Annotated in this window: 28 protein-coding genes and 1 pseudogene; 12 read left to right on the top strand and 17 right to left on the bottom strand. The window is 64.1% G+C overall.

The window, feature by feature from the left end; all coding sequences use genetic code 11:
* From VIQ49_RS01560 to VIQ49_RS01515, 10 genes are all read right to left on the bottom strand, one after another.
* Positions 1-523 (bottom strand): ferritin (locus tag VIQ49_RS01560; protein ID WP_331880134.1); only part of this gene is annotated, 523 nt, incomplete at its 3' end.
* Between the two features lie 359 nt (positions 524-882).
* Complete coding sequence (locus VIQ49_RS01555) at positions 883-2,277, bottom strand: MFS transporter (RefSeq protein WP_331880133.1); 1,395 nt, start codon at positions 2,275-2,277, stop codon at positions 883-885.
* The gene (locus VIQ49_RS01550; RefSeq protein WP_331880131.1) at positions 2,261-2,689 is read right to left on the bottom strand and encodes a MarR family winged helix-turn-helix transcriptional regulator; all 429 of its coding nucleotides are present in this window, start codon (positions 2,687-2,689) and stop codon (positions 2,261-2,263) included. Before VIQ49_RS01550 ends, VIQ49_RS01555 begins: the two co-directional genes overlap by 17 nt.
* A gap of 56 nt (positions 2,690-2,745) precedes the next feature.
* Positions 2,746-3,966 (bottom strand): Dyp-type peroxidase, encoded by a 1,221-nt coding sequence (locus VIQ49_RS01545; RefSeq protein WP_331880129.1) that lies wholly within the window; start codon positions 3,964-3,966, stop codon positions 2,746-2,748.
* Entirely contained in the window at positions 3,959-4,516 is a 558-nt protein-coding gene (locus tag VIQ49_RS01540; protein WP_331880128.1) for a copper chaperone PCu(A)C, read from the bottom strand. The genes VIQ49_RS01545 and VIQ49_RS01540 overlap by 8 nt, the downstream gene beginning before the upstream one ends.
* Before the next feature lie 2 nt (positions 4,517-4,518).
* A complete protein-coding gene (locus VIQ49_RS01535) occupies positions 4,519-6,024 on the bottom strand; it encodes a PepSY domain-containing protein (RefSeq protein ID WP_331880127.1) in 1,506 nt (501 codons plus the stop codon).
* Between the two features lie 149 nt (positions 6,025-6,173).
* Positions 6,174-6,704, bottom strand: a complete 531-nt coding sequence (locus VIQ49_RS01530) for a hypothetical protein (protein WP_331880125.1) — start codon at positions 6,702-6,704, stop codon at positions 6,174-6,176.
* A 155-nt stretch (positions 6,705-6,859) separates the two neighbouring features.
* Positions 6,860-8,257 carry an LCP family protein gene (locus tag VIQ49_RS01525; protein ID WP_331880124.1) on the bottom strand — a complete coding sequence of 466 codons (1,398 nt, stop codon included), beginning with the start codon at positions 8,255-8,257 and terminating at the stop codon, positions 6,860-6,862.
* 10 nt (positions 8,258-8,267) lie between these two features.
* Positions 8,268-9,074 carry a CPBP family intramembrane glutamic endopeptidase gene (locus tag VIQ49_RS01520; protein WP_331880123.1) on the bottom strand — a complete coding sequence of 269 codons (807 nt, stop codon included), beginning with the start codon at positions 9,072-9,074 and terminating at the stop codon, positions 8,268-8,270.
* A 38-nt stretch (positions 9,075-9,112) separates the two neighbouring features.
* Positions 9,113-9,877 carry a DUF2470 domain-containing protein gene (locus tag VIQ49_RS01515; RefSeq protein WP_331880122.1) on the bottom strand — a complete coding sequence of 255 codons (765 nt, stop codon included), beginning with the start codon at positions 9,875-9,877 and terminating at the stop codon, positions 9,113-9,115.
* A gap of 112 nt (positions 9,878-9,989) precedes the next feature.
* On the opposite strand from VIQ49_RS01515, the gene pheA reads away from it, so the two are divergent.
* Together pheA and VIQ49_RS01505 are read left to right on the top strand one after the other, a co-directional pair.
* On the top strand, positions 9,990-10,907 hold the full coding sequence (gene pheA / locus VIQ49_RS01510) for a prephenate dehydratase (RefSeq protein WP_331880121.1): 918 nt from the start codon (positions 9,990-9,992) through the stop codon (positions 10,905-10,907).
* Entirely contained in the window at positions 10,904-11,566 is a 663-nt protein-coding gene (locus VIQ49_RS01505) for a histidine phosphatase family protein (protein WP_331880119.1), read from the top strand. The genes pheA and VIQ49_RS01505 overlap by 4 nt, the downstream gene beginning before the upstream one ends.
* Positions 11,567-11,585: 19 nt before the next feature.
* Here VIQ49_RS01505 and VIQ49_RS01500 read toward each other — a convergent pair whose 3' ends face one another.
* Positions 11,586-11,936: a metallopeptidase family protein gene (locus tag VIQ49_RS01500; protein ID WP_331880137.1), complete on the bottom strand. Its 351-nt coding sequence runs from the start codon at positions 11,934-11,936 to the stop codon at positions 11,586-11,588.
* A gap of 4 nt (positions 11,937-11,940) precedes the next feature.
* A complete protein-coding gene (locus VIQ49_RS01495; RefSeq protein ID WP_331880117.1) occupies positions 11,941-13,116 on the bottom strand; it encodes a septum formation family protein in 1,176 nt (391 codons plus the stop codon).
* A 93-nt stretch (positions 13,117-13,209) separates the two neighbouring features.
* Between VIQ49_RS01495 and VIQ49_RS01490 the strand changes: the two genes are divergently transcribed.
* From VIQ49_RS01490 to VIQ49_RS01470, 5 genes are all read left to right on the top strand, one after another.
* On the top strand, positions 13,210-13,641 hold the full coding sequence (locus VIQ49_RS01490) for an ankyrin repeat domain-containing protein (protein WP_331880115.1): 432 nt from the start codon (positions 13,210-13,212) through the stop codon (positions 13,639-13,641).
* A 10-nt stretch (positions 13,642-13,651) separates the two neighbouring features.
* Positions 13,652-14,908 (top strand): serine--tRNA ligase, encoded by a 1,257-nt coding sequence (gene serS / locus VIQ49_RS01485; RefSeq protein ID WP_331880114.1) that lies wholly within the window; start codon positions 13,652-13,654, stop codon positions 14,906-14,908.
* Between the two features lie 64 nt (positions 14,909-14,972).
* Positions 14,973-15,884: a hypothetical protein gene (locus tag VIQ49_RS01480; protein ID WP_331880112.1), complete on the top strand. Its 912-nt coding sequence runs from the start codon at positions 14,973-14,975 to the stop codon at positions 15,882-15,884.
* Positions 15,881-16,387 (top strand): hypothetical protein, encoded by a 507-nt coding sequence (locus VIQ49_RS01475; protein WP_331880110.1) that lies wholly within the window; start codon positions 15,881-15,883, stop codon positions 16,385-16,387. Before VIQ49_RS01480 ends, VIQ49_RS01475 begins: the two co-directional genes overlap by 4 nt.
* Positions 16,388-16,488: 101 nt before the next feature.
* Positions 16,489-16,797 carry an HNH endonuclease gene (locus VIQ49_RS01470; protein ID WP_331880135.1) on the top strand — a complete coding sequence of 103 codons (309 nt, stop codon included), beginning with the start codon at positions 16,489-16,491 and terminating at the stop codon, positions 16,795-16,797.
* On the opposite strand, the gene VIQ49_RS01465 is transcribed toward VIQ49_RS01470, so the two are convergent.
* Positions 16,775-17,953, bottom strand: a complete 1,179-nt coding sequence (locus VIQ49_RS01465) for a zinc-dependent alcohol dehydrogenase (RefSeq protein WP_331880108.1) — start codon at positions 17,951-17,953, stop codon at positions 16,775-16,777. The two genes, VIQ49_RS01470 and VIQ49_RS01465, sit on opposite strands and share 23 nt — an antisense overlap.
* A gap of 187 nt (positions 17,954-18,140) precedes the next feature.
* Here VIQ49_RS01465 and VIQ49_RS01460 point away from each other — a divergent pair, with 187 nt between their 5' ends.
* Entirely contained in the window at positions 18,141-18,956 is an 816-nt protein-coding gene (locus VIQ49_RS01460) for a SigB/SigF/SigG family RNA polymerase sigma factor (RefSeq protein WP_331880106.1), read from the top strand.
* A gap of 207 nt (positions 18,957-19,163) precedes the next feature.
* Positions 19,164-19,484, top strand: a complete 321-nt coding sequence (locus VIQ49_RS01455; protein ID WP_414731552.1) for an ATP-binding protein — start codon at positions 19,164-19,166, stop codon at positions 19,482-19,484.
* Positions 19,485-19,488: 4 nt separating this feature from the next.
* Here VIQ49_RS01455 and VIQ49_RS01450 read toward each other — a convergent pair whose 3' ends face one another.
* Positions 19,489-21,219 (bottom strand): flavin-containing monooxygenase, encoded by a 1,731-nt coding sequence (locus VIQ49_RS01450; RefSeq protein ID WP_331880102.1) that lies wholly within the window; start codon positions 21,217-21,219, stop codon positions 19,489-19,491.
* Positions 21,220-21,822: 603 nt separating this feature from the next.
* A complete protein-coding gene (locus tag VIQ49_RS01445; RefSeq protein WP_331880100.1) occupies positions 21,823-23,388 on the bottom strand; it encodes an MBL fold metallo-hydrolase in 1,566 nt (521 codons plus the stop codon).
* A 94-nt stretch (positions 23,389-23,482) separates the two neighbouring features.
* Between VIQ49_RS01445 and VIQ49_RS01440 the strand changes: the two genes are divergently transcribed.
* Positions 23,483-24,253, top strand: coding sequence for a lysophospholipid acyltransferase family protein (locus VIQ49_RS01440; RefSeq protein WP_331880098.1), 771 nt, complete (start codon positions 23,483-23,485; stop codon positions 24,251-24,253).
* Between the two features lie 120 nt (positions 24,254-24,373).
* Positions 24,374-25,155 (top strand): annotated as a pseudogene (locus VIQ49_RS01435) (zinc-binding dehydrogenase).
* An 8-nt stretch (positions 25,156-25,163) separates the two neighbouring features.
* Here VIQ49_RS01435 and VIQ49_RS01430 read toward each other — a convergent pair.
* Positions 25,164-25,610, bottom strand: coding sequence for an ATP-binding protein (locus tag VIQ49_RS01430; protein ID WP_331880096.1), 447 nt, complete (start codon positions 25,608-25,610; stop codon positions 25,164-25,166).
* A 47-nt stretch (positions 25,611-25,657) separates the two neighbouring features.
* Positions 25,658-26,086 (bottom strand): STAS domain-containing protein, encoded by a 429-nt coding sequence (locus VIQ49_RS01425; protein WP_331880094.1) that lies wholly within the window; start codon positions 26,084-26,086, stop codon positions 25,658-25,660.
* Between the two features lie 189 nt (positions 26,087-26,275).
* Between VIQ49_RS01425 and VIQ49_RS01420 the strand changes: the two genes are divergently transcribed.
* Positions 26,276-26,575: lysophospholipid acyltransferase family protein (locus VIQ49_RS01420; protein ID WP_331880092.1), on the top strand; the 300-nt coding region annotated here is incomplete at its 3' end.

Raw genomic sequence — 26,575 nt, 5'->3', positions numbered from 1 at the left:
CAACCGCCGGAGCCGTGACGTCGGGCTTTGCAGCCGAGCCGATCTCACGGGCGATGAAGTCTTCCAGGTCGAACAGGTTTCCGTCGCAACGCTGCGCGACGGTCTGCAAGGTGCGCACGGTGGCGACCTCTTCCAGCTGTTCCTTGAGGAACCACTGCATGAACTGCTCGCCGAGGTAGTCGCCCTCGTCGCGGGCGGCCTTGGCCAGTTCGATGATCTGGTCGGTGACGCGCTGTTCCTGCGCCAGTGCCAGCTTGATCGGGGCCAGGTAGTCGGCGAAGCCGTTCTCCGGCTGATCGATACCCGGGGTGTGCACGACCATGTCACGGTCGAGGAAGTACTGCATGATCATCATCGCGTGGTTGCGCTCTTCGACCGCCTGGCCGTAGAAGTGCTTGGCCAGTTGCGGGAGGTCTTCGTTGTCGTAGTACGTGGCCACTGCGATGTACTGCTGCGCAGCCGAGAACTCCTGGCGGATCTGGTCGTGCAGGAGGGCATGGAAATGTGTTCGTTTGGTGCTCATGAAAACGAGCGTAGGTGCTGGTCAGGGCCCTGTCATCCAAGCTCGGCCTTACTTAGGATGCCTTGTCCAAACACCTTTCAGGCAAGGATTACCTTGGCTGGCAGCACATTACGCGGGTCGCCTGAACCCGATGGGGCCCTGGGGGCGGTTCCGAGACGTCGGTTCGCGCTCGAGTGTTTCCTCGAAGGGTGTGTCCTGGCAGGGGTTTTCGATACCTGTCCGCGTGCAGACGGTGCTCGCTGGGCGAGCAGCGCCGCATCGTGAACCGTATTCCCGTTGTGGCACAGGACACAACTGACTTTGGGTGCCGAACTGCCGAGTGTGGTGGGTATCTCAATGCCACCCCCATCCCGGCTCGTCTATTCAGATGTCGATGAGAGGTGGTTGACGATCAGGGCGGCGAACACGGCAATCGATGCGATGGCACCGATTCCGAGTGCCAACTGAAGGCCGTGGGCGGTCGGGCGGAGATCGGGGCCCACGTGGGCGGCAAGGACCGCACCGGACAACGCGCTACCGAACGCGCCGCCGACGGTTCGCAGCACCTGGTTGAAGCTCACCGCGCTGCCGAGTTCGGTCTGGGCAACGCTTCTGGCGATGAGGGCCGGCATCGCCGCATAGGTCATGCCCGTGCCGATCCCGAATCCGAATGTGCCGATGAGGATCTCCCAGAGGGAGTTGTGGTCGAGCGCCATGTGCACACTCGACACGGTGAACAGGCCGGCGCCACACAGCAACAGGGTGCGCATGCGAACCCGGTGCGCGATCAGCCGGACCAGCCGATTGGCACCGAAACTTCCCACCGACAACGGGAGCATCACAAAACCGGCCCAGAATAGTGGCATCGCGATTCCGTACGTGGTGGAGGCGGGGGCCTGGGCGATGAGGCTGACGATGGACAGGCCGATGTACATCACCGCTCCGAGCCCGATCGCCGTGCTGTTCGCGACCAGCACATCGGCGTTGCGCAGCACGCGGAGGTTGATCAGGGGGTGTTCCGTCCGGAGCTCGACGAGGCACCATGTGGTCAGGAGAACAGCTGTGGCGCAGAAGAATCCGAGCGTCCACGGCGAAATCCAGCCCCAATGCGAGCCCTCGCTGATAGCCAGGAGGAGGCAGGACAATCCCAATCCGATGAGCAGTGTGCCGGGGAAGTCGAACGGGGTGCGCGGTGCGGACTCGTCGGGGCCATCGGGCACCACCCGCCACACGACGAGGATTGCGCAGACCAGGAACAGGGCGGCGAACCAGAACGCGAAGCGGAAGCTCAGCAGCGAGGCGAGGATGCCGGTCAGCGGATAGCCCACACCCAAACCCGTTGCCACGGTGACGGACAGACTCGAGATGCCGACCCGGACCTTGTCGTGGGTGAGGTAGCGCTGGGCCATCGCGATCGTCACCGGAACGATTCCGTAGCTCAGTCCCTGCAATGCCCGACCGACCAGGAACAGGGTGAAGTTCGGTGAGGTGGCTGCCAGAATCGAGCCGACGAGAATGCCGGCGAGCGCCCCGAGGAGCAGGCGCTTCTTGTGAGGACCATCGCTCAGGCGACCCATGATGGGTGTCGAGATCGCGCCGACCAGGAGGTTCACCGTGAGCATCCACTGTGCGGTGCTGACCTGGACACCGAACTCCTGCGAGATGGTCGGTACCAGCAACATGCCGAGCGAGCTCACCACAGCCGTGGTGAGGGCGGCAAAAACCAAGGCCGGCAACAGCCTTGGGTGTACGCGGACCTCAGTCGATGTTGTCATCTGACACCAACTTGTGAAGTATCGGGATCACCTGCTCGAGGATCTTCTCCTCGTCGGGGCGCAGCCGCGCCGAGATTGCTTCCTGCAGCCAGTCGGCACCCACGGCGCGTTCCTCGGCGAGCCGAAGCCGGCCGGCCTCCGTGACCTCGATCCAGATCCGGCGCCGGTCGTGCTCGTCGGGAGTCCGAACGAGCAGGCCGAGGTTCTCCATCTCCCGGACCGCCGTGGTGATCGCTTGCGGACTCACCTTTTCCGATGAGGCGAGCGTGGACGCGGTCGCGGGGCCGTTCTTGGTGAGGTATCCGAGAATGCCTAGCTTGCCCACGGAGATCGTCCGGTCGGCGGTCAGTCTCCGCCAGATCGGATGCAACGCTTCGCGGAGTTGCTGAGCAGTGGACTGAGTTGGAGGCACGACGAAAGTCTACAACCAAATTGATCAATCAGATTGATTGTTAGCAATGCAACGGATTACAGCAAGGTCGAGCCCAAGTAACCCCGTTCGTCGGTGCCCGGCAGGATCGCGTAGACGGCCGACCCGATCGGAGTGGTCCATTCGTTGAGTGAATCGTGTTCGTCGAGCCGCTGTAGTGCCGGCAGGATCTGGCTGTCGATGTCCCGTTGGTAGGCGGCGAAGATGAGACCGGAGTTCGATGTCTGGCCCGGGGCCGGCGGATCGTCGTAGTTGTATCCACGTCGGAGGAACTGCTCACCCTCTGTACGCCGGTGTGCCCGGGCTATGTGCGACGACGGCGGAATGACCGGAATTCCCATCTTTGTGGCATCGAAATCGGGCTCGTCGCCTTCTTCGGTGCCGGTCAGCGGTGCGCCCGTACCGATGGTGCGGCCGACGGAGAGTTCCCGCGCATGCCTGTCGAGTTCTTCCCACGTGTCGAGTTGCATCGAAATCCGGCGCAACACGAGCGCGGTACCGCCGGCGAACCACGGCTGCCCGGCGGAGCCGTCATCCCAGACGAACTTGTCGAAGTCATCGCCCTGACCGGGGTTGACGGTACCGTCCACCTGTCCCATCAGATTGCGCATCGTGGTTCCGGATCCGAGACTGCCCCTGGCATTTCGGAATCCCCTTTGAACCCAGGCGATCTGCACCATCGACCGGACATTCTTGGTCAGCACCCGCACCGCGTGGGCGACGGTCATCGGATCATCTGAACACACCTGGAGCAGGATATCTGTTTGCCCCCAAGATATTTCGTCGAGTTGATCGATGGTGAACGAGGGCAGCGGCTGGAGCCATCGTGGCTTTCGGTCGATCCGGTCGGCAATCGCGAATGCGCGTGAACCGAGTCCCACGGTCACCGTGAGCCGGGCAGGCACCGCGGACAACTCGGGTTCGGTGTCGGCCAGTGCCGGTCGCCCGGCGGTGAGCCGGGCGGCATCCTGTGTCCAGACCTTCAGGATGCCGGCCAACGTGGCCCGATCGGCACCGTCGACGAGGTTGATACCCACGAATTGCGCATGCGCCTGGGGTTCGGTGGCAATTCCACCCTGATGGAGACCGTGGAATGGCTCGGTCATGGATCCGGACGACCCGTCGGTGCCGATCGCGGCCGTGGCTTCTGCTGCACCCCAGCCGATTCCGGCGCCGATGCCGACGGCCCCGAGCCCGGCGGCCCCTCCGAGGAGGCGCCGCCGGGTGAAACCGGACCGTTGAGGGTTCCGGTCAGCCACTGTGCTGCGGGGTGCCGGGTGCCATTTCCATGGACCCTTCGGGCGAACCATCGGTTCCGGGGTCGTAGTTCTCCTCGTTACCGCTGAAATCCCGGACCTGGGCCTGGACGTCTTGCTGCGACCCATCCGCGAATTGCAGTGTCAGGTCGATCGTTTGACCGGCGGTCAACGGTGCGATGATATCCATGAACATGAGGTGGTCGCCGCCCGGCTCCAGGCTGTGCGAACCGTTGGCTGGAATGATCAGGCCACCTTGCTTTTCCCGCATCACCATGGACCCGGTCTCGCCGGTTGCCATCTCGTGTATCTCCATTCGCCCGGTGATCGGACTGGAAATCGCAACCAGGTTCACATCTGCGTCACCGGTATTGGCGAGTTCGCCGAACGCAGCGGTCATGCCGCTCTCGGCGGCTTTGACCCACTGATCGGAGTAGACGATTGAGTCGGCCTGGGTGCCCTGGCTGTCGTCGCCTCCGCACCCGGCCAAGAAGGCGCCACAGAGTGTCGCCGCAGTGAGCATGCCGGCGGTGCGATAAACGGTTCTTCTCATTCTCATTTGCCTTCCGTGGCCTGTGAGGCGGGTGGTTTCATACTGTGGCGCAGACGTGTTCGCTGATACGCCCCGACTGCCAAGTCGACCAGTACAAAGGCGAGCAGACTGAGTCCCAGTAGTGGGACGAACCAGCCGATCACCACGGCACCGGAGACGACGCCTGCGGCAATCACGGGGTTGAGCTTCTGTAGCGCGCCCCGAGCCGGCGGCTTCGGAAGGGCGGTTCGACTGCCTCGGGTGGGCCGTCGCTTCCACCACATCAGATATCCGCGAGCCGCCAGTGTGACCAGACCGACGGCCACGACGAGCAGGACGAGCTGGTTGACGATGCCGAACAACAAACCCATGTGTAGCGCGATGCCCCAGCTCGTCAACTGGGCAGCCAAAGGCCAATCCGAGGACGACGATGAATCGACGACAGTGTCGGTGCTCGGATCAATTGCAGCAGAATTGGTTTCGATCTGCCAGGGCGTACGGACCTGCTTGACCACCATCGCGGTCTCGGCATCGGCCGGGATGCTGACCTCGACCGCGCCGCTGACACCGGTCGCCCGCGCGGTGGACAGTACCGATCCGACCGCGGAGATGTTCCGGGAGACAACGCTCTGGTCGACATCACCAGAGTCGTGCCCGCCGCCGTGGTTGTGACCCGAGGCCGCGGCCGGTTCCTCTCCGGGCGACAGTGAACTCTTCAGAGGAGGCGTTGTCCAGCTCAGTGATTGCCTCAGTTCGCCGATGTTCTCACCCGCGTAGCGTGACCACGTCAGCCCGGTGGCGGACAAGAAGACCAGAACGACGGCAATCCAGATACCCACCACGCCATGCCAGTTCAGTGTTCGGTTGCGACCTTTGCTGCGGCGGTCGATGGTGAGCAGATTGGCCGAACCCCTGGCGGTCTTGAGCTTTCGGTAACGCTGTACCCACAGGATCAAACCGCCCAAGGCGATGATCCACAGCCACGAGGCCGCGAGCTCACTGTAGATACGCCCCGGTTCGCCGAGATGCAGGTTCTTGTGGAACTGAGCGATCCATGTACGCATCGGGAGTGAGCCGCTGGAACCGTAAGAGACCAATTGACCCTGCGCTGTGGTGGTGACGGGATCGATGAACACGGCCCTGCGTTCGGACTCCCCCAGCGAAGGATCGTCGAACAGGACAGTCGTTGTCTGGCCGCTGTCTGCGGCCGGCCGGACTGCGGCCACCTGCAGATCCGGTTCGATCTCCTGCGCTGCCCGGATCTGGGCGGACAGGGGTGCGGCCGGACCGGTGGAATCGGTGTGCAGGTAGTCGCTGTACACCCACTGCTCGGCAGCGGGTGCGATCGCGTAGAGACCGCCGCTGATGGCGGCGATGATGAGGAATGGGGCGATGAACAGCCCCGCGTAGAAGTGCAGACGCATAACCAGAGGACGAACACGGAGAGCCGTCGGGGCAGGCAGTGTCGTCGCTGAACCGGGCGCGTCGGGCGCGCCGGTGTGGTCATGGTCGGATCGGGTGATCGACATGACTCTCAATTCAGATGTGGGTGAATCAGGGAGATGGGAAGGACGGATTCGTCCGCTGACGCGCCGGGAAGTGGCGGTACGGAAACCACCGTGCGGACGTCATCGGGTGACCGGCGCGCACTGCGACGGTCACTGCGGGAGAGGAAGATTCAGGCGGGGACGGGCGGGCCGCGGGTGCCGGCGGTCGAACACCAGAGAAGAAATCTGCAGGCCCAGTTCTGGGCGGTGAGAACAGCAACCCACAAGGGTGCCGTGGCCCCTGGCCCGGCGAGTGCCTTCAGGAGCTTGCGGACCATTCCGAAGACCCGGAGCAGCCCGTGCTCGGCGCAGCGCACCAGTGCGGCGGTCGTGAACATCACTGTGATGTGACCGGCCAACATGGGCACTGACGGCATGATTCCCGGCATCGCATGGCCGTGGCTGAAGGTGAGAATGGTGTGACCGAGGATCTGCCCACCACCGAGGAGTGCCAGGAGGGGGAGCCACTGGTTCTTTCGAACCTGAGAAGGTGAAACGACGGCACCGACCGCCGCGCAGCTCAGGGTCAACAGCAGGAGGTCGGATTCGGTGAGCGCCATCGTGCCGCCACCAAGGCCGTGACCGGCGATGCTCGTCGCCCAGGCCATCGAACCCACGAACGCTCCGCGCAGGCGCGCTAGCAGCGTGATTCGTGAGTCCATAGGTTGCCACGATACCCATGTACTACCGGTGGTCGTAGCACCGGTTACGCCGATCACGCCTCAATTCAGGAAGAAGTCGACCAGGTGAGTGCTGTCTGTTCCGTTCGCGTGGGCGTCGAGGAGATATCAGGTGTCCTTTCCGGACCGGACCGGAATCAATTCGTCTGGAGGAGTTCCGGCGGAACCTCGTCGCCGTCGGCGATGGCCTTGAAGAACTGGGTTGTGTTGTCGCCCCAGCTCAATGAGTCGCCATCGTCGGTGAAGACCGGGCCGGCGTTGGGGGTGGTCACGGTGACCGGGTCGCTGCGCAACGCCCAGGCGAGCCGGGCCAGATGCCAGATGTGGTCACCGCTGTCGACGATCAGTGAGTCCACCACACCGTTGACGAGGGGCCACATGCGGAACGGGTTGAGAATCGTGGAGAAGCTGGTCGACTTCTTCATCAACGCCGCCATGAAGTTTCGCTGATTCACCACGCGGGCGAGGTCGGCGTTGGCGAACGCGCGGGTGCGGACGAAGCCCAGTGCCTCACGGCCGTTCAGGGTTTGGCAACCGGCTTCCAGGTTGATGCCGGCCAGTGGGTCGTCGATCGGTGCATCCAAACACATTTCGATGCCCCCGACAGCATCGACCATTTTGTCGAAGCCGCCGAATCCGATCTCCGCGTAGTGGTCGATCCGCAACCCGGTGTTCGTTTCGATGGTCTGCACCAACAACTGTGGGCCGCCGATGGAGAAGGCGGCGTTGATCTTGTGGGCGCCGTTGTCGGGGATGTCGACGTAGAGGTCGCGCGGGATCGAGATGATCATCGGTTTCCCGCCGGACCCGTAGTGCACGAGCATGATCGTGTCGGTTCGCGATCCCTCGCTGTCGCCGGTCGAGAGCGTGGCGCGTTCCTCGTCGCTCAAACCCTCGCGGGAATCCGAACCCACGAGCAGCCAGGTGGTCCCGGCGCTGCTCGACACCCGTCCCGCGTAATTCGAGAGCGCGTCGACCCGGGTGAGTTTGGTGTCGAAGTAGACGACGAGTCCGATCGTGCCGAGCACCATCACCAGCAGCAGTATCAGCAGCGTACGGATGATCGGGATACGTCGTCGACGGCGGCTGCGTTCCGGCGGTCGCTGCGGTGTGGGCCCGACCTGGCGAGGAGGGCCCTGCGGTGGTCCGGGCGGCGGACGGTTGTAGGCCATGACCGGCGGCGCCGGACGTTGCGCGGGCCGAGCGGTGCGCGTCTCGGGACTCTCGGACTGGGACCACGCCCGCGGTGGCTGGTAGCCGGCGTTGCCGGGAGGCGGCCCGACCTGGGTGGTCCGGGGCGGCGCCTGTTGCGGCCCGATACCCGGCCGGCCCGCACCCTGCTGATGCGGACCTTGCTGGGGCGGGCGGGGCGCCTGCGACGGACGCTGACCGTGTTGGGAAGGCGGTCCGGCCGGACCGGGCACCATCCGACGGGTCGGCCCATGCGGCGGTGATGCGGGCGGGGGAACCGCACCCTGATCGGGACGCCTCGCACCGCCGGGGCGGCGGATGAAGGGCTCGTCCTGGTCAGTCATCCCACAAACTCTAGTCAAGCCAGCTGAGATGGTCCCTCAGGAGCGCGTACCCCACAAACGCGACGGTGTCGATCAGCGCATGCCCGATGATCAGCGGCCACACCCTCGATGTCCGTTGAAAAACCCGGCCATAGACAAGCCCCATCACGAAGTTGCCGAGCCCGCCGCCGATGCCCTGGTACAGGTGGTAGCCGCCGCGCAGGACCGCCGAGAACAGCAAGCTGCGGTTCTCGCTCCAACCCAGTTGACGCAGCCGGGTGATGAGGTAGGCCACAACGAGGAGTTCTTCGGCCGCGGCGTTCCCGATGGCCGAGAACACCAGCATCGGCAAGCGCCAGAACGTTTCGTTGAGATCTGACGGCACCACCTGGACGTTGAGGTCCATGGCGCGGGCGGCGACGTAGAGACCCAGGCCGGGGATGCCGATGAGGGCGGCGAGCCCGATGCCGAGTGGGATGTCGAACTTCGCGCGGATCGCGGGTAAACCTATGCGCGCCAACGGAACACCGGCACGCCAGATCAGGTAGACGGCCAGCGCCGCGATGCCGAAGAGCTTGGTGGCGGACAGCAGCTGCCGAAAGAAGTCGATGACGTCGAGGTCGGACGAACTGACGTTGAGGGCCACGGAGCTGCCGCTGATGCCGCGTTCGGACATCGCCTTCTCGATCAGAGAAAGTATCGACGACATCGCCGACAAGCCGAACGTCAGAACCAGGACGATGGTGATCTCGATCCCGATCGCGCGGCGCTGGATCGGGTCGGTGACGACTTCCGGCTGCGCCGGAGAAGCAGGTTGCAGCCACGGGCGCAGGTTCACCCGTTCGAGATTACTGACGGTTGCGGAGGGTGAGCGTCTCAGGCTTGGCCGGGCAGGCTGTTCAGAAACGGGCAGCCGGCGAGGGTGCGGATCGCGCGGGACAGTTCCGGGAGGTCATTCACCGGTCGTGGGAATGACAGTCGAACGTCCGAATCGCTTTCGGAGCCCTCCACGCGGAATCGGATCCCGAAGCGGTCGATGCCGAGCGGGCGAACCCGTCCGTCGCGAAGTTCGGCCGGGAGCCGACTGCTCAGCGCGGTGATCATGTCAGCGTGATCGGAGTCCATGTGGGCGATCCAGTCGGCTTCGAACTCCCAGAAGGGGTCGGGGTCGGCCTGAGCGAGATCGGTGCAGGTCACCGAGGCGGCTCCGGAACTGTTGGCCAGGACGGCGGATGACAGACCGAGGCGGAGCAGTGAGTACCCGTGCCCGATGTCGAGAAGACCGGGCGACGGGTGATCGGTGGCGATCTCGCAGGCCAGGTCACGTTCGAGATCGGACGGAACCGAGTGCAGGGTGCCGTTGAGCCAGATGAGGGAGCGGACCTGCTCACGCAGCTCGATGGGGGCCATGTCGGTCACCTCGACCATCGCCGGAAGTCCGGCGCTGCCGGCCTGCCAGGCCAATGCGCAGGCCGCGCTGTCGGAGGGGACCAGGACAAACGCCTGCGAGTCGTACAGATGCACCATGGTGACCGGTGTCGGTTCGCTCCCCTCGATCGCGAGCATCGCGTCCGTCACGTGCATACATGCGGTACGGATGAACTCGGCGTCGGTGGGGCGGTCGGTCACTGTTTTTGGCATCTGCGGTCCTCGGGTAATTCGGTTCACGCTCTGTAGGTAAAGCTACCCTAACCACCCCGATAGATCTATGGCAAGCCTCAATTCGCTTTCCGCACTGCCGTAACCTCGGGACGTGCCTGCGATCGCTTACTTCGGCCCATCCGGAACCTTCACCGAGATGGCGCTCGACCGCCTGTTGATCGAGAATCCGTGGCTCACCTCCGACGGCGATCTCGATCGGATCAGCGCGAACAGTCCAGGTGCTGCCTTGGCGCTGGTCCGCGACGGTCAGGCCTCGTACGGGTGTGTACCCATCGAGAGCTCGATCGAGGGTTCGGTGCCGGCCACGCTCGATGCGCTGATCAAGGGCACCCGATTGCAGATCTTTGCCGAGACGGTGCTCGACATCGCGTTCACGCTGGCAGCTCGCGAAGCCATGCCGCCCGGCGACATCAAGACGATCGGCGCGTATCCGGTGGCGGCGGCCCAGGTGCGAGAAACGCTGGCGGCACGATTTCCCGATGCCCAGGTGGTCACCAGTGCATCCAACGCGGCGGCGGCCAAGGACGCGGCGGACGGTGTCGTCGATGCCGCGGTGACCACGCCGGTGGCAGCACGTCTGCACGATCTTCACGACATCGCCGCCGGGATCGTCGACTCCGACGATGCCAACACCCGGTTTGTGCTGGTCGGCAGACCGGGAAAAGTGCCGGCGCGAACTGGACAGGACCGTACATCGGTCACCCTGGATCTGCCGAACGTCCCGGGTTCGCTGATGTCGGCGATGTATGAGTTCGCCAGCCGCGGTATCGATCTCACCAGGATCGAGTCGCGTCCGCGGCGCACCGGAGGCTTCTATTTCAACCTCGATGTGGTCGGCCATCTGGATGATCCGCCGATCGCGGAAGCCCTGGGCGCGCTGTACCGCCGGGCGCCCGCACTGCATTTCCTGGGTTCGTGGCCGTCTGCGCGCCCCAACGGCACCCCGCCACCGCGCCATGCCGCGAGTGATCGCTGGCTGGAATCGATTCGACAGGGTCTGGAGCCATGAGCCGGCTGTATCTGGTCCGCCACGGCGAGACCACCTCGAATGTGTTGCAGCGCTTGGACACTGCACTGCCCGGCGCCACCCTGACCGACTTCGGCGCCCGGCAGGCCGTCCGGTACGCCCTGGAGCATCCCGAACCCGGTGCGCCGGTGCTCATCTCGTCGCAGGCATCCCGCGCCCAGCAGACGGCCGAGCTGATCGGTTCGGTGTGGTCGGTGCAGAATCAGGTGCGGGACGGGCTCTTCGAGATCCAGGTGGGAGACCTCGAGGATCACACGTCGGTGGAATCGCACCAGGTCTTCTCGAAAACCGTCCGCACGTGGTTCGAGGGGCAGACCTCGGCACGGATGCCCGGTGGTGAATCTCTCGACGACCTCTATGCCCGCTACCTGCCGGTCATCGACGAGATCGCCGACGAACATCTTGCCGCGCCCGACGGACCGGACGTCCACGTGGTCAGCCACGGGGCCGCGATCCGTCTCATCGCCGCCCGACTGGTCAACATGCCCGCCGAATTCGCGCTGAAGCATCACCTGAAGAACACCGGCTCGATCGTGCTGGAGCGCACGGCCGATGGGTGGACCTGCCGGCGGTGGGGCCTGGAGCTGCCCCCGTTCCACACCAGCGATCCGGCCGAACTCGCCCGCGATCCGATGGGCTGAGGCGCAGTCCCCCAGGGCACTAGCCCCAGCCGTTGGCATGAAGCCAATCGTCGGAAATGCCGAAGTGGTGGGCGATTTCGTGGACGACGGTGATCGCGACCTCCGAGACCACCTGTTCTTCGCTGTCGCACATGTCGAGGATCGGTTCACGGTAGATCGTGATGGTGTCCGGCAGCGTGCCGCCGTAGTGGCTGTCGCGTTCGGTCAGCGCTATGCCGAAGTACAGCCCGAGGATGTCGGGCTCCTCGGGGTTGAACGGTTCCACGAGTATCACCACGTTGTTCATCGCGGCGGCTAGATCTTCGGGAATGGTGTCGAGGGCGTCGGAGACAAGGTTGTCGAAATCCTTGTCGGTCATCGCAACCGGCATCTGCTCAGCCACCACCGCCACCGGCCGGCGCCGGGGTCTCGAGCGGATTGGGTTCGACGCCCGGAGGTAGCGGTACCGGTGTCGGGATGATCCGGCCGGGCGGCTCTGCCGGCGGCGGCACGGGGACCTGGCCGTTGATCAACAGGCTGCCCTTGGCGTCTCCGACCAGAGTCGCGAATCCGTCCGCATCAGGTAATCCGATGTAGCACACGGACGTTCGGCTACCCGCCATCCAACTCGTCTCCGCGAGCGTCGACCACTGCAGATTCAGTGTGCTCTGGGCGAGTTTGTCTGTGCCGCCGAGGAATTGGTCGGTGACACCTGGACAGGTCGTCTCGAGGTATTCGTTCTGCGCGTCGACGTTCGGCCATGGCTGACCTGAACCGGCGGCTCCGAACTTGACACCCAGGTCGATCACACCGGTGACCTGGAAAGCGTGTGGCTCGGAGCAATCCACCGGATCGGTGGGCTTGCGGGTGGCGGCATCGATACCGATGCAAGTGCCCACCGGCCACTGCTGAGCCTGATCCAGGTCGCGGACGAAGCCGGTGATCGGCTGCAGGGTCCCGGTGGTGCCGGACTGCTGCAGGCCGCACCGCAGGCTGCGCTCGCCGTCGATCCACTGCTCCTGCGCGGGGAACATCAGGTTGATGGTGAATCGGCCGACCGGATCGAGCATGCCGCCGAGGTAGGTGTTGACGACGGTGGGGCAGTATTCGTCCCGGATGGTGGCGAACTGGTCGTCTCCGGGCCACGGGGCGTCCTCCCCGAATTGGACACCCGGGTACACGGAGGTGTCGACCGCACCGGCGACCTCGAACATGTGCTCGGCGTTGCAGTCGACCAGCGACTGCCGCGTCGGATCCTCGGGCGGCCACGTGAGGCAGTCCCCGGCCTGCGACTTCGAGAACGGCGTGGCCTCCGCGGTGGGCTTCGCATCACCGATCTCGTCACCCTGCACCTTGCCGGCGTCGTCGAAGCCTCCGAAGAGTCCCACCACTCCGGCGCAGACCACGGCACCGACGAGTATCGCTGCGAGCAATACCCGGACCGGGTGCTCGTGCATCAACTGCCCCAGCCGACCTCGTCGGCTTTCTGCGGAGGAATTGTCGCGCTGCCCCGCGGGGGCACTGTCGCCCTGCTCCGCGGGCGGACCGTCGCCCTTCTCCATCTCAGCCATCGCTGTCCATAATGCCCTTGAGCGCAGCCATCGTGACCCGCCGGGCCACAATTTCCGCGTGTTGGGGAGTGTGAATGGCGCTATCGTCGGCCCATGGATGCGCACGCGCACGGCGAATCGGCCGATCCCGAGAACCCCGACAACGCAGAGCCGGCCGCCGACGTGGTCGAACTCGCCGGACGGATGTTCGACATGGCGAGATCGGGCGATCTGGCGATGCTGGAGTACATCGACGCGGGTGTACCGGTGAATCTGACCAACCAGGCCGGTGACACGGTGTTGATGCTGGCCGCCTATCACGGCAATTCGGCGCTGGTGGCAGGCCTGCTGGAGCGCGGTGCCGATGTCGATCGCGCCAACGACAAGGACCAGACGCCGTTGGCCGGTGCGGTGTTCAAATCACACGACGAAGTGGTGCGGGCCCTCATCGGGGCCGGCGCCGATCCGGACGCGGGCACCCCGACCGCCCGGGACGCGGCCCACATGTTCGGGCGCGAAGATTACCTGGGTTTGCTCGGCAAGTAGGGTTCTATTCGTGATCGACCTGAAGATTCTGCGTGAGCATCCTGATGTGGTCCGAGCTTCCCAGCGCACGCGTGGTCAGGACCCGGCCCTCGTCGATGTGCTGCTCGCCGCCGATACCGAACGGCGCAGCGCCATCGTGGAGGCCGACCAGCTGCGGTCCGAGCAGAAAGACCTCGGAAAGCTGATCGGCAAGGCCCCGGCCGACGAGAAACAGGAGCTGCTCGCCAAGGGCAAGGAACTGGCCGAGAAGGTCAAGTCCGCGCACGCCCGCGAATCCGGTGCCAACGACCGGATGGTCACCGCTCACCGGGCGATCAACAACATCGTGGCCCCGCAGGCCCCGGCCGGTGGCGAAGAAGACTTCGTCCTCCTCGAGACGGTCGGTGAGGCCCCCGACATCGAGAATCCGAAAGACCACCTCGAACTCGGTGAGAGCCTCGGGCTGATCGACATGGAGCGCGGAGCCAAGGTCTCCGGATCGCGCTTCTACTTCCTCACCGGTGCCGGTGCGATGTTGCAGCTCGGTCTGCTCCAACTCGCCGCGCAGAAGGCCACCGCCAACGGTTTCACGATGATGATCCCGCCGGTCCTGGTGCGGCCCGAGGTCATGGAGGGCACCGGATTCCTGGGCGAGCATTCAGCCGAGGTCTACCACCTCCAGGACGACGACCTGTTCCTCGTCGGTACCTCCGAGGTGCCGATGGCCGGCTATCACATGAACGAGATCCTGGACCTGTCGGACGGACCGAAGCGGTACGCCGGCTGGTCGAGCTGCTTCCGGCGTGAGGCCGGCAGTTACGGCAAGGACACCCGCGGGATCATCCGGGTACACCAGTTCGACAAGGTCGAGGGCTTCGTCTACTGCCGACCCGAAGACGCCGAGGCCGAACACGAGAAGCTCTTGGGATGGCAGAAAGAAATGCTCGCGGCCATCGAAGTTCCGTACCGCGTGATCGACGTCGCCGGCGGTGACCTCGGGTCGTCCGCGGCCCGGAAGTTCGACTGCGAGGCCTGGGTTCCCACCCAGAACACCTATCGCGAGCTGACCTCGACATCGAACTGCACCACGTACCAGGCCCGTCGGCTCCATGTGCGTTACCGCGGCGAGAACGGCAAACCGCAGATCGCGGCCACGCTCAACGGCACACTGGCGACCACACGCTGGATCGTGGCGATCCTCGAGAACCATCAGCAGCCCGACGGAAGTGTGCGTGTGCCGGCGGCATTGGTGCCGTTTGTCGGTACCGATGTGCTGACTCCGAAGTAGCCTCCGGCGCCGCGCCCGAACACGTTCGCACGCGGAATAACGTTGGCACCGCCATACTTTGTGGATGATCATCGGAGTTCTCGCGGCGCTGTTCGCCTGCGTTGCATACGGCGTCTCGTCGGTGTTGCAGGCTTACGGCGCACGACAGTCCAAACAGAAGGCGGCGGCCGCCGGGATCGAGGGTTTCGAAACCGAAACCGGTGCCCCCTCCATGAAGTCGACCATAGCCGCGGTGTTGACGGTGGCATTCATCGTCGGAACGTGTTTGGACGTATTCGGTTTCGTCGGCGGCGCGGTTTCGGCCCGTTTGATCCCGTTGTTCTTGTCGCAGACGATCATCAGCGCCAACCTGGTGGTGACTGCGATCCTCGGCATCTTCGTGTTGGGGATCAACTTGTTCCGCCGCGACTGGATCGCGATCGCCGTGGTGATCATGGCGCTGTTCGCATTGGGGTTCTCCGCTGAGCCGGAGGGCACGGGTCACGACTCCGCCTGGTTCCACTGGGGTCTGTTGGCGATCACCGTGGTCCTGATGGCGGGGTCGATCGGCTTGATCCAGTGGCTCGGATCCCGGGCCGCGATTGCCGCGGGTCTCTGTGCCGGAACGATGTTCGGTGTGGTGGCGATCTCGGTCCGGGTCATGGACGGTGTCACCGACTTCGACCTCGCCAAAATCCTCGCCGACCCCGCGGCGTATTCGCTGGCGATCGCCGGCATCGGCGGCTTCTATCTTCATACCGTTGCGCTGCAATTGGGTTCGGTGAACGGTGCCACCGCGGCCCTGGTGGTCGGTGAGACCGTGGTTCCCGGGCTGGTCGGGATCATCTGGCTCGGCGACAATGCGCTCCCGGGCCGCACCTGGTTGGCTGTACTCGGATTCATCTTTGCTGTTGTCGGGGCTGTTGCGGTCGCCTGGTCCGGGGCAGTGGAGGCCAGTGCAGAAGCAGAACGAGGCGGGGAGAAGGCATCAGCATGAGTACGCAGCTGTATGAACGTTCTACAAAGATGGTGCGGTACAACGAATTGTCGATGGCGATGACCGAGGCCCTGGCAAAGCATTCGGAGAGTCAGCAGCTGACGCTTGCCGAGGACATGCCTGCCTGGCTCACCCACAGCGTCAATCTGCCGTCGCAGTCCTTTCTGGGAAAGTTGTTCGGGCGCAGGGCCAACGGCACGGACAAGGACGCCGCACACGACGTGCTGGTGGTGCTCCACCCCACACATCTCCTGTTGGTGACATCCGGGAGAAATCGTGGCACCGCAGCACTTTCCGTGCCGCTGTCGCAGGCCTCGGTACGCGTCGGCAGCGCACTGGAGACGTCGTTCACCGCCATCGAGGATTCCGGTATCACCATCGGCGGATTCCCCGGCGACCACGGCCAGGCCGGCACGTTCTACATCGGACTGGGTCCCGAACCTGCCGGCGCGGAATGTGCGGAGGCGATCCGGGCGGCGATCACCGACGCGAAGAATCCGTAGCGGCCGGGTTTGCCCGGATCTGCCGGGTCGGGACCTACGATGTCCTGGTGCCGGTCAATCGGAGCCGTAAGGCCAAGTACGCGCGTCGCCGCAAACGTCGGATGGATGCCGTCGAGCACGATCTGAGCCCCGAACAGTGGTCCGAACTCAAATCGGCCTGGGGTGGATGCGCCTACTGCGGCGCGACCGACAAACCGCTGCAGCGTGATTGCGTCCTGCCGATCTCCAGAGGTGGGCGCTACACGATCGACAACATCGCACCGGCATGCGGCTCGTGCAACGCAAGTAAGTGCAATGACGAGGTCACCGCGTGGTTGCGCCGCAAGAAACTCGACGAGCGGGCATTTCTGGTGCGGCACATCGAGATCGCGGCGGCCATGCGAAGCGTCACGGATGCAGCAGGATCTTGACGGCGCCATCCTGCTTTTTCTGGAAGATCTCGTAGGCGTGCGGCGCGTCTTCCAGTGGTAGCTCGTGGGTGGCAAACGACTCCACGCCCAGGGGATCGTCGTCGGTGAGCAGCGGCATGATGTCGTCGACCCAACGTTTCACGTTGGCCTGCCCCATCCGCAGGGTGACCTGTTTGTCGAACATCGTGCCCAGTGGCAGCGGATCCATGTCGCCGCCGTAGACCCCGATCAGCGACACGGTGCCGCCGCGACGGACCGCGTCGAGGGCGGTGTAGACAGCGTTGAGCCGGTCCACCCCGGCAGCCTTGAACAGCGGCTGCGCGATGGCATCAGGCAACCTACCCGTGACCGCCTGCGCCACCTTGGCACCGAGCGAACTGTGGGCCTCCGTACCGACGGCGTCGATCACCGAATCCGTTCCGCGGCCGTGCGTTCGTTCCCGGACGACCTCGGCGACGTCCTTGTGCTCCGACAGGTCGATGGTGTCGATGCCCCGGGACCGTGCGCGCTCGAGACGTTCGGGAACCAGGTCGACCGCAGTCACCTGATAGCCCTTGTGGGCGGCGATACGGGCCGCCATGTCACCGATGGGACCCAGCCCCAGGACCGTCACCGACCCACCCTCGGGGATGTCGGCGTACTCGACCGACTGCCAGGCCGTCGGCAACACGTCGGACAGGTAGACGAAGCGGGAATCGGGCGGACCCTCCGGAACCTTGATGTGCGTGAAGTCCGCGTGCGGCACCCGCAGATACTCCGCTTGGCCACCCGGCACCTGACCGTAGAGTTTCGAGAACCCGAACAATGCCGCGCCACGACCCTGCGACTTCACCTGGGTGGTCTCGCACTGGGTCGGCAATTGGTGGCTGCACATGTGACAACTGCCGCAGGCGATCTGGAACGGGATCACCACCCGGTCACCGATCGCGAGGTTCTTGACCGCCGATCCGACCTCGACCACCGTGCCCATCGGTTCGTGGCCGAGGATGTCACCCGGGGTCATGAACGGACCGAACACCTCGTAGAGATGAAGGTCCGATCCGCAGATGTTGGTGGTCGTCAGTGAGATGATCACGTCCGTCGGATCCTCGATCTTCGGGTCCGGAACGGTTTCCACCCGCACATCCCGCTTGCCCTGCCAGGTCACGGCTCTCATGTCGGCTCCTTGTTCAATTCGAGTGTTGTCACACCACGTACCCGTGATCGGCCGGCGGCAATCACCCGGTGGATGTGGTCGCCGGAACGTGGCACTGTGAGCTCGGGAACCAACCGAGTTTTGTTTGAGAAGACGGGCTGTGGGTACGCCAGCAGGGTGTCGACACAATCGCGAAGATGGGACCGTTTTGGACCGACCTGACCAGAAGGGCCGCGTCTCGGACGACTACTCCGACGTCGTCGGCCTGATCGAACGGGTACGTGCCGGTCAACCCGACGCCGTCGAGACCGAACGCCTTCGCGAGGACGTGATCACGCGCTGTCTGCCGCTGGCGGAGAACATCGCACGGCGCTTCGGCGGACGCGGCGAGAATCATGACGATCTTGTGCAGGTCGCTCGACTCGGCCTCGTGAACGCGGTCGACCGCTTCAATCCGGAGCACGGCTCGGAGTTCGTCTCGTTTGCGGTGCCGACGATCATGGGTGAGGTGCGCAGGCACTTCCGCGACGCCGCGTGGGCGACCCGGGTTCCGCGGCGTCTCAAGGAACTTCACAAGTCGATCAACGATGCGTCGGAGGACTTGTCCCACCGGCTGGGGCGGTCACCGTCGGCCAGTGAGATCGCCGCCGAACTGGATCTCGATGTTGCCGAGGTGACCGAGGGCTTGCTCGCCAGAGGGGCGTACCAGGCACTGTCGACCGATTCCGGTGCCGCGGACGACGAGCTCGGGGCGCCGCTGCTCGAGACGATCGGCGAAGAGGATCCCGAGTACGAACACGTCGAGAGCTACGTCATGATCAGGCCGGCCCTCGCCAAGCTGACGGAACGGGAACGGCGGATCCTGGTGCTGCGCTTCTTCGGGTCACAGACGCAGACCGAGATCGCCAAACAGCTGGGGATCTCTCAGATGCACGTGTCCCGCATCCTGTCGAGCACGCTGAAGAAGCTCCGCGAGGAACTCGGACCGGACGACGAAACCGATGTGAGTGAGCTCCTGGGATGACCGGCCTGATTGACGGTCGACGGGGTGGGGTACACGAGAAGTGGATCAACAGAAGGGTTGTCACGGTGTTGGAACGGGTACAACGACCCAGGCGTAGTAGCCTGCCGGGTAGGGGAGGCGAACGTAGTGGGTGAGGTCGTGGACATCGACGGGACAGCCGTGGCTCCGGTGAGCATCCGAGTCAGAGCCGAGCGATCGCAGGTGCCGATGGTGCGCGCCATCGCCGAGACATTGGCGGTGCTCGCCGATTTCTCCCTCGACGAGGTGGCCGACATCAAGTTGGCGGTCGATGAGGCCGCGACGTCGATCATCGTCTGCGCCGCACCGGAAGCCGACCTCGTCGTCGGGTTCAGCACGGATGTCCGTGAGTTCCGTGCCGTCGTCCAGTCGTGGGTCCCGGTCTCGAAATCGTTGTCGCAAACCGGATTCGGCTGGCATGTCCTTCAGACTCTGACCGACACCGTCACCGTGCAGGAGGGTGCGGTCGAGAACGGCGGACGTGTGGTCGCCATCGAACTCTCGAAATAAGGGTTCAGATCAAGTTCTTCGGGTGAACGGACGACGGCAACAGCTGCAGCAGTGGCATTCGCAGGGCCATCTCTTTCCGGTTCCCCACCGGCTCGGAATAGAGGTCGGCAAGTGCGTCCGCTCCCCGGTTGTGGGGGCCGACAACCCGGTAGCAGGCCGGGTTGAAGCTGCCGAACCAGAGTTGGATGAACAGCTTCGGGTTGAGGATCATTGTGCGCATTGGTATCAGGGCGCCGATTTCACGCGCGAGCGCATCCAGGTAGAGGACCTGTGAGGGAATGGCCTCTGTGTGCCGTGGGCTCAGGGCCGTCCAGTGCTCTTCCCATTCCTTCTCGCGTCCGACGATCTCGTCGAGATTTCCGGGAAGCTGCTGCTTTCCGCTGCACACCAGAGCGAAATAGCGTGCCTGCATCTCAGCGCAGATGGGGATCCCGCCGGAGAAGGGGCGGATGAATCCGATGAAGGCCGCGGTTCCGTTGTGCTCGGGATGGAGGAAGTGCTTGTACAGGTTGCGGACGTTGCCGTCCTTCACCTGAAGGTCTCCGACGGAGAGCCCTTCGTTGCTGAAGCCGGTGCACAGCACGATGGTGTCGAACTCTTCGACATCGGCATCCTTGAAGAAGACCTTGTTGCCGTCGGATCGGTCGATCCCCGCGTCGTTCAACGAGACTCGGCCGCTGACGATGCTGGGTATGAAGCTTGCGTTCTTGCAGAAGATGCCGCGCTGGGCCCAGGTCCCGTCTGGATGGGATCTGCGATTCCACGTCCGGATCATGTCCCAGTTCTCGTCGTTCTGCAGTGTTCCCACGTCGAGCTTCGGCGGGTCGAGCGGCTCGCCGAGCGGGTTGAGGCCGGTGGCGCGAACAGTGCGCTTGCCCGGAATGAGCTTGTCGCCGATGTGGCGGACGGCGCCCTGGGCAGTCGCGAAGATGCCGTAGACGACGGACATGGCCAGGAATACGGCTTTCGCGATCGGGTTGCGTCCCCAGAACGAGTCGAGGACAAATGGCTGATCGCTGGACCGCCGGCACATCTCGTGCACGTGCGATCTCACCGTGCCATGATCAGTTGTCCTGTCGCGGTTGAACACTCGCGGCAGCACGAATGTGTATGAGCGGATGGACAGAGTGGCAGCGTCGGCGACGTCGCCGATCTCTCGCACGATGTCGCCGCCGGACTCCGCGAGGCCGACGATGAGGACCCGCTTGCCGCGGAATCGCTCGTTGTTCCGGTACTCCGCGGAGTGGACGATCTCTCCGGAGAAGCCCTCGAGCCCGGCAATGTCCCGGTTGGGGGTCTTGAAGGGCCCAGAACAGATCGCGACGGCGTCGAAGAGCTCGGTGGAATCGAGGCCGTCGCGGCGCACCGACACCGTCCAGCCTTCCGAGTTCGGATCTCGCTGGATGTTTGTGACCTCGCTGGCGAAACGGATGCGGTCGCCGAGGCCGTAGGTGTCGCTGTATTGCTTGAGATAGTCGAAGTACTGCCGCCGTGTATAGAACACCCGGTCTCCCTGGAACGGGTGGTCCGAGTAGGCCATCAGTTTCATGGAGATGGTCAGGTAGAGGTTGTCGTACGCCTTCACCTTGGTGTCGCCGTCGTCGCCGTCGTCACGAAGCCAGATACCGCCGACTTCTTCGTTTTTGTCGAAGCAGACAACCTCGTGTCCTTCGTCGAGCAGCTGCTTGATGGTGGTCAGCCCGCATGGACCGGCCCCGACGACACAAACCTTCACAATGACCTCCGCATTTGCTTAGCAGAACTAAATAGAACGACAGGGCCCCGGCTGGATGGCCGGGGCCTGATTGACGCGCTTGTGGCAGCCGCGCGGAGCGGCGAAACCTGAGGTGCCGTAAGTGCTGTTACGATATGAGGTTAGGCTAACTTTGCCTGGTCAGGCGTGTCAATTGCGACAAATCGGCCACGCTGAGGCTCCTTGCCCTGCGTCAGTCGAAGCTGTGGGGCCGTGGGGCCGTAGATCTTTGGGGTGGCCGCCTACGCGACGTCTGAATGCGTTGCGGGGATCAAACGCCCGAATCAGTCGGGGGTGTCTTGGAACGGAGCCGGTCGCGTAGAGCGCGCGCCCGTCCGGCCCGGTGCTCATGCTTCAGATGAGGGTGACCGCTCTTGGGCTTCTGCGATTTCCGTCGAAGTGGTACGAACACCACCACGGCGATGATCACGACGGCGATGAGAACGAAGCCGAGGATTTCCATGCGAGCCGCCTTCGACGAGTCTGTGAATGTGTCACGGTGCCACGGTCGTTGGTCGTGGCGACATGCATTCAGAGTTGCCGATCGGCGGTGTACCCAAACTTCGCGGCCGGGGTGACTCCTTGTCAGGAGTCGATCTTGGTGCTGCGCAGTTCGTGACCCTTGGAGGTCAGGCAGCGTCCACTGGCCAGATCCCACGACCAGCCGTGCAGGTTGCAGGTCAGTTTTTCACCCTCGATGACACCGAACTTGCTCAGATCTGCCTTCAGGTGTGGGCAGCGTCGCTGAATCTCCCAGCCGTCCTTCTCAATCGACGACGAATCGTCGTGCGCCTCGGCAAACCACCCGTCCGCGTATGCGATCCGCTCGTCGGTGAGGCATTTGAAGAAGGTGTAGAGGAATTCGTTGTAGCCGCCGATGCGCCAGGTGGTGAACCGGGTCGAGAGGAAGATCGTGTTCACCCAGTCGGGTTCGTTGTCCCGCAAGACAGTTCGTACCAACTCAGGCGCGATACGGAAGCCGTATCGGTACTTGCCGTCGTTCTCCTTGGGTTCACGAACCGTGCGGCTCGGGAAATCGAGGACAACGGTCTCGTCACCCATCACCAGTCCGACGGGGTAGCCGATGCCGTCGCAGATCTGGTCGCTCAGGGCCATGATCGGCTCGAACAGCGCTTTCAGGGGTGCGAGAAGCGGTTCGCCTTCCGCCGGCGCCCAGGACGCCTTCTGCGCGGCGATCACCGGGGCGAACTTCACCGCCATCTTGTCGAGGTATGCGGCCTTGTTCTCGCCGAAGACCTGCTCAGGTGGGTACGGATGGCTGATCTCATCGAGTTGCGAACCGGTGAACACCGCCGCCGAACCCGAGACCATCATCAGTCCGCGGTGTTTGACGCCGTCGTCGGTGCCGTGTTCCTTCATCTGTTCGAGGAAGGTTTCCTGATCGGGGAAGATGCTCGTGGGATCGTTCTCGATGTCGTTGAGGTAGCGCAGTTCCTCATCGAGGAACATCGGAGGACCCGCCGACGGCACCACCCAGGTGGCGCCGACCTGTTCGATGTACGAACGGGCACGATCCATGCCGCGCTGCCGTTTCTGCGACGCGAAGTTGGCCTTGGAACGCTTGGGGATGTCATACACCATCGGATACCAGATGGCGCCCGAATACTGCAGCAGATGGACGTCGATGTGCCCGAACTGCTCGGCGATGACGTCGAGATCGACCGGCCGGGCGTCGTTCATGTTGAACAGCGTGGTCTGCCCGTCGTCGACGACGATCCCGCTGTCTCCGATCGGGCCGTCGGCGGGCGCGCGCAACGCCACGATCATGATGTCGAGACTGCCTTTGTCACCGGTGACGGTGGTCTTGACCGAATCCTCGGTCTCCACGAACTTGTGGAAGCCGAGCTTCTCCAGTTCGCGCCGCAGATCGGGGACCGGATAGTCGGGCAGCAAAACGGTGGCGTCTTTGTTGACGTTCTCGCGCAGGTTCTGCTCGTCGAAGTGGTCGCGGTGCAGATGGCTGACGTACAGGTAGTCGCAATCGCCGAGCGACTTCCAGTCCAGATCACTGTTGTCGGGGAACGGGACCCACGACGCGAAGTACGCGGGATTGACCCAGGGGTCGCACAGGATGGACCCTGCCGCCGTCTGGATGTGGAATCCCGCATGTCCAACGCTCGTGACCTGCACGCACTGCCTCCGTATTCTTCGTGCTCTTTCCGCGGCCACCAGAGTATCGACCACGTGAGGTCAATGGCGGGTCAGCCAACGCTAAGCTCGCGGCATGGAACCGGTCTACGACACAGTCATTGCCCTGGCCCGTTCGCTGTGGGCGGCCGAAGGGCTGAAGTTCACGGTTTCCGGTGTCGAGAACGTACCGAAGTCCGGCGGCGCTGTGATCGCCGTCAACCACACCGGGTATCTCGACTTCACCTACGCCGGCCTGCCCGCGTTCCTGCAGGGGAAACGCAAGGTCCGGTTCATGGCCAAAAAAGAGGTCTTCGACAACAAGATCAGCGGGCCGATCATGCGCAGCCTCCGGCACATCCCGGTCGATCGGGGTGCGGGGGCCGACAGCTATCGGACTGCGGTCGACTACCTGCGGGACGGGGAGCTCGTGGGTGTCTATCCCGAGGCCACCATCAGTCGCAGCTTCGAGATCAAGGCGTTCAAGTCGGGTGCGGCCCGGATGGCGCAGGAAGCCGGCGTGCCGATCGTGCCGGTGGTGATCTGGGGCGCGCAGCGGGTGTGGACCAAGGGCCACCCCAAGCGGCTGGGCCGGACCAACATCCCGATCTCGATCGGCGTGGGCACACCGATCGACGCATCGGGTGACCCGACCGAGGTCACCGCAGAACTGCACAGGGCGATGAGCGAGCTACTGCACGGTCTGCAGGAGACCTACGGCCCCTACCCTCAGGGCGAGTTCTGGGTTCCCGCGCGCCTGGGAGGCGGCGCGCCGACCCTGGTTGAGGCGAATCAGATGGATGCCGACGAACAGGCGGAGAAGGCTGCCAAGCGTGCCGCAAAGCAGGCCGAGGGCCGCAACAACTGACCTCGCATCGGGTTCGGGGGCCGTCTCACTTTCAGACAAATCCGCCTCGGCCCTCCCCGCTGTGCCTACCGTCGGAATTGCATCATCCGATGCGTGAACATTCCTCCAGGAGCGTAGGTCCTGAAGGCACTTGGCTACCACGGTCCGGGCCGCAAGGCCTGGGAAGATGTCCCCGATCCCACCATCACAGATCCCACCATCACAGATCCCACAGACGTGATCGTTCGCGTCGATACGACAACCATTTGCGGAACCGATCTCCACATCCTGTCCGGAGACGTCCCGGCAGTCACCGACGGACGCATCCTCGGCCACGAGGCCGTTGGTGTGGTCACCGAGAAGGGATCGGCGGTGACCGGCTTCGACGGCGGTGACCGGGTCCTGGTCCCGGCGCGGTCGGTCTCTCATCGATCCTCGCCACCGGTCTCTGGGGTGCATCGCGCACCATCGCCATCGATTCGAACAAATTCCGCCTGGAGAAGGCGTATGAGTTCGGCGCCACCGACGTGTTCGAGGCGGGGCCGAACACCGTGGCCGATGTCCTCGCGCTCACCGACGGGCTGGGCGTCGACGTGGCAATCGAAGCCGTCGGTTATCCCGAAACCTTGCTCACTGCAGCATCTTTGGTTCGTCCGGGCGGAACCATCGCCAATGTCGGTGTACATGGCGTCCCGGTCACGCTGCCGATGCAGGACATGTGGATCCAGAACCTGACCATGACGATGGGGTTGGTCGACACCGTGTCCATCCCGACGCTTCTCAAGATGGTCGCATCGGATCGGCTGCCCGCGGAGAAGATGGGGACCCATCACTTCACGTTCGATCAGATCGAGGAAGCGTACGACGTCTTTGCGTACGCGGCGGACAACCAGGCACTGAAGGTGGTCATCAGCCCGAGCTGATTCGCCATTCAGGCTTCGGCCTGCTGTGTATCCCGGGGGAGATTCCATTCCAGGATCACGGTGGTGCCGGTCGCGGTCGGGCTGATGCGGGGGTGATCCGACAATGCCTGCATCAGTGGGATTCCGCGACCGCGCAAACCCGCAGCCGAGGACGCCTTCACCTTCTGCCATCGGCCGTGGTCCTGAACCGTGACGTTGAGCAGTCGAGCGCCCCGATGGTAGGTGGCGTTCAAGCTCATCGTCCCGGCCTCGGCGAGGTGGATGTAGGCGTGCTCCACGGCGTTCGCCAAAGCTTCGTACACCGCGAGGGCTATCGCGTCGGCGCGGTCGTGCGCCTCGGGGACCACTTCCTGGAGCCACGCCGCCAGGTGTTTGCGGAGCCGCGTCGCCGACGCCGGGTCAGCGGTCACGTCGGTAAACGCGAGCGCGGGAGTCTCGGTCGGCGAGTTCGTCATGATTCGCTCGGCATCCACCCTTCGGTGTTACCCAGGGCGGATGGGTTCTATGCGGACGAGGGATCGGTGCGGCGTTCTTCACCCAAACGGGCGACAGCATCGTCCACTGTCGGGTATACCGCGATGGTCTTGTCCAGCCCCACCAGGTGCATGGGACGGGAGGTTGCCGGGCCGTCGGCCACCACCGCCAGGACTCCGGTGGGGGCGATGTTCTCGTGCGCGGTCACCAATGTGGTCATCCCCGCCGACGACAGGAAGTCGACCGCTGAGATGTCGATGATGAGAGCGGTCGGGGTCGCGGTCATCGCATCATTGACCGCGTCCGACAACTGCGGAGCGGTCAAGACGTCGATACTGCCGCGTACGGCCAGGACCACGATTCCGCCGCGACGATCGATGGAGATGGTGAGGCCGGTGCCGGCCGGCAGATCGCTGGCTTCGCGGGCATGGTTCGCCTGCCCGTCGATCGAGTCCATCGAAACCCCTTGTGCGCTGTGACATTCGTCTGGACGGCTGCTTTCTGCACCCGACCTCGTTCATATTTACACAATTGGTGATGCCGATGCGGACATCCTGCCGCTCGCCCGATGAACTGACGCCCGAACGCATTGAGCAATGGGACGATACGTTGGTTTCGCCCGGAAGCGAGAATTAGGCTGACCGCCATGGAACCGGTTTTTCGGGCGCTCGAGGTGACGGCGATGGTGCTGGTCAAGGCTCAGGGACTGAAGCTCGACTTCGTCGGTCTGGACAAGTTGCCGGCCAGCGGCGGAGTGGTCCTGGCGATCAACCACACGGGCTATCTCGACTTTCTTCCGGCGGCTCTGGGCGTCTATCACCGCCGTCGGCGGGTCCGGTTCATGATCAAGTCGGAGATGCAGAAGATCGCCGTCATGCGCTTTCTGATCAAGCACACCAAGACGGTGCCGGTGGATCGGATGGCAGGGGCACAGGCCTATGAGTTG

It is taken from the genome of Williamsia sp. (assembly GCF_036566845.1).
Lineage (GTDB): Bacteria > Actinomycetota > Actinomycetes > Mycobacteriales > Mycobacteriaceae > Williamsia.
Note: the sequence above shows the minus strand (reverse complement) of the source record. Positions and strands in the feature narration are given on the sequence as shown.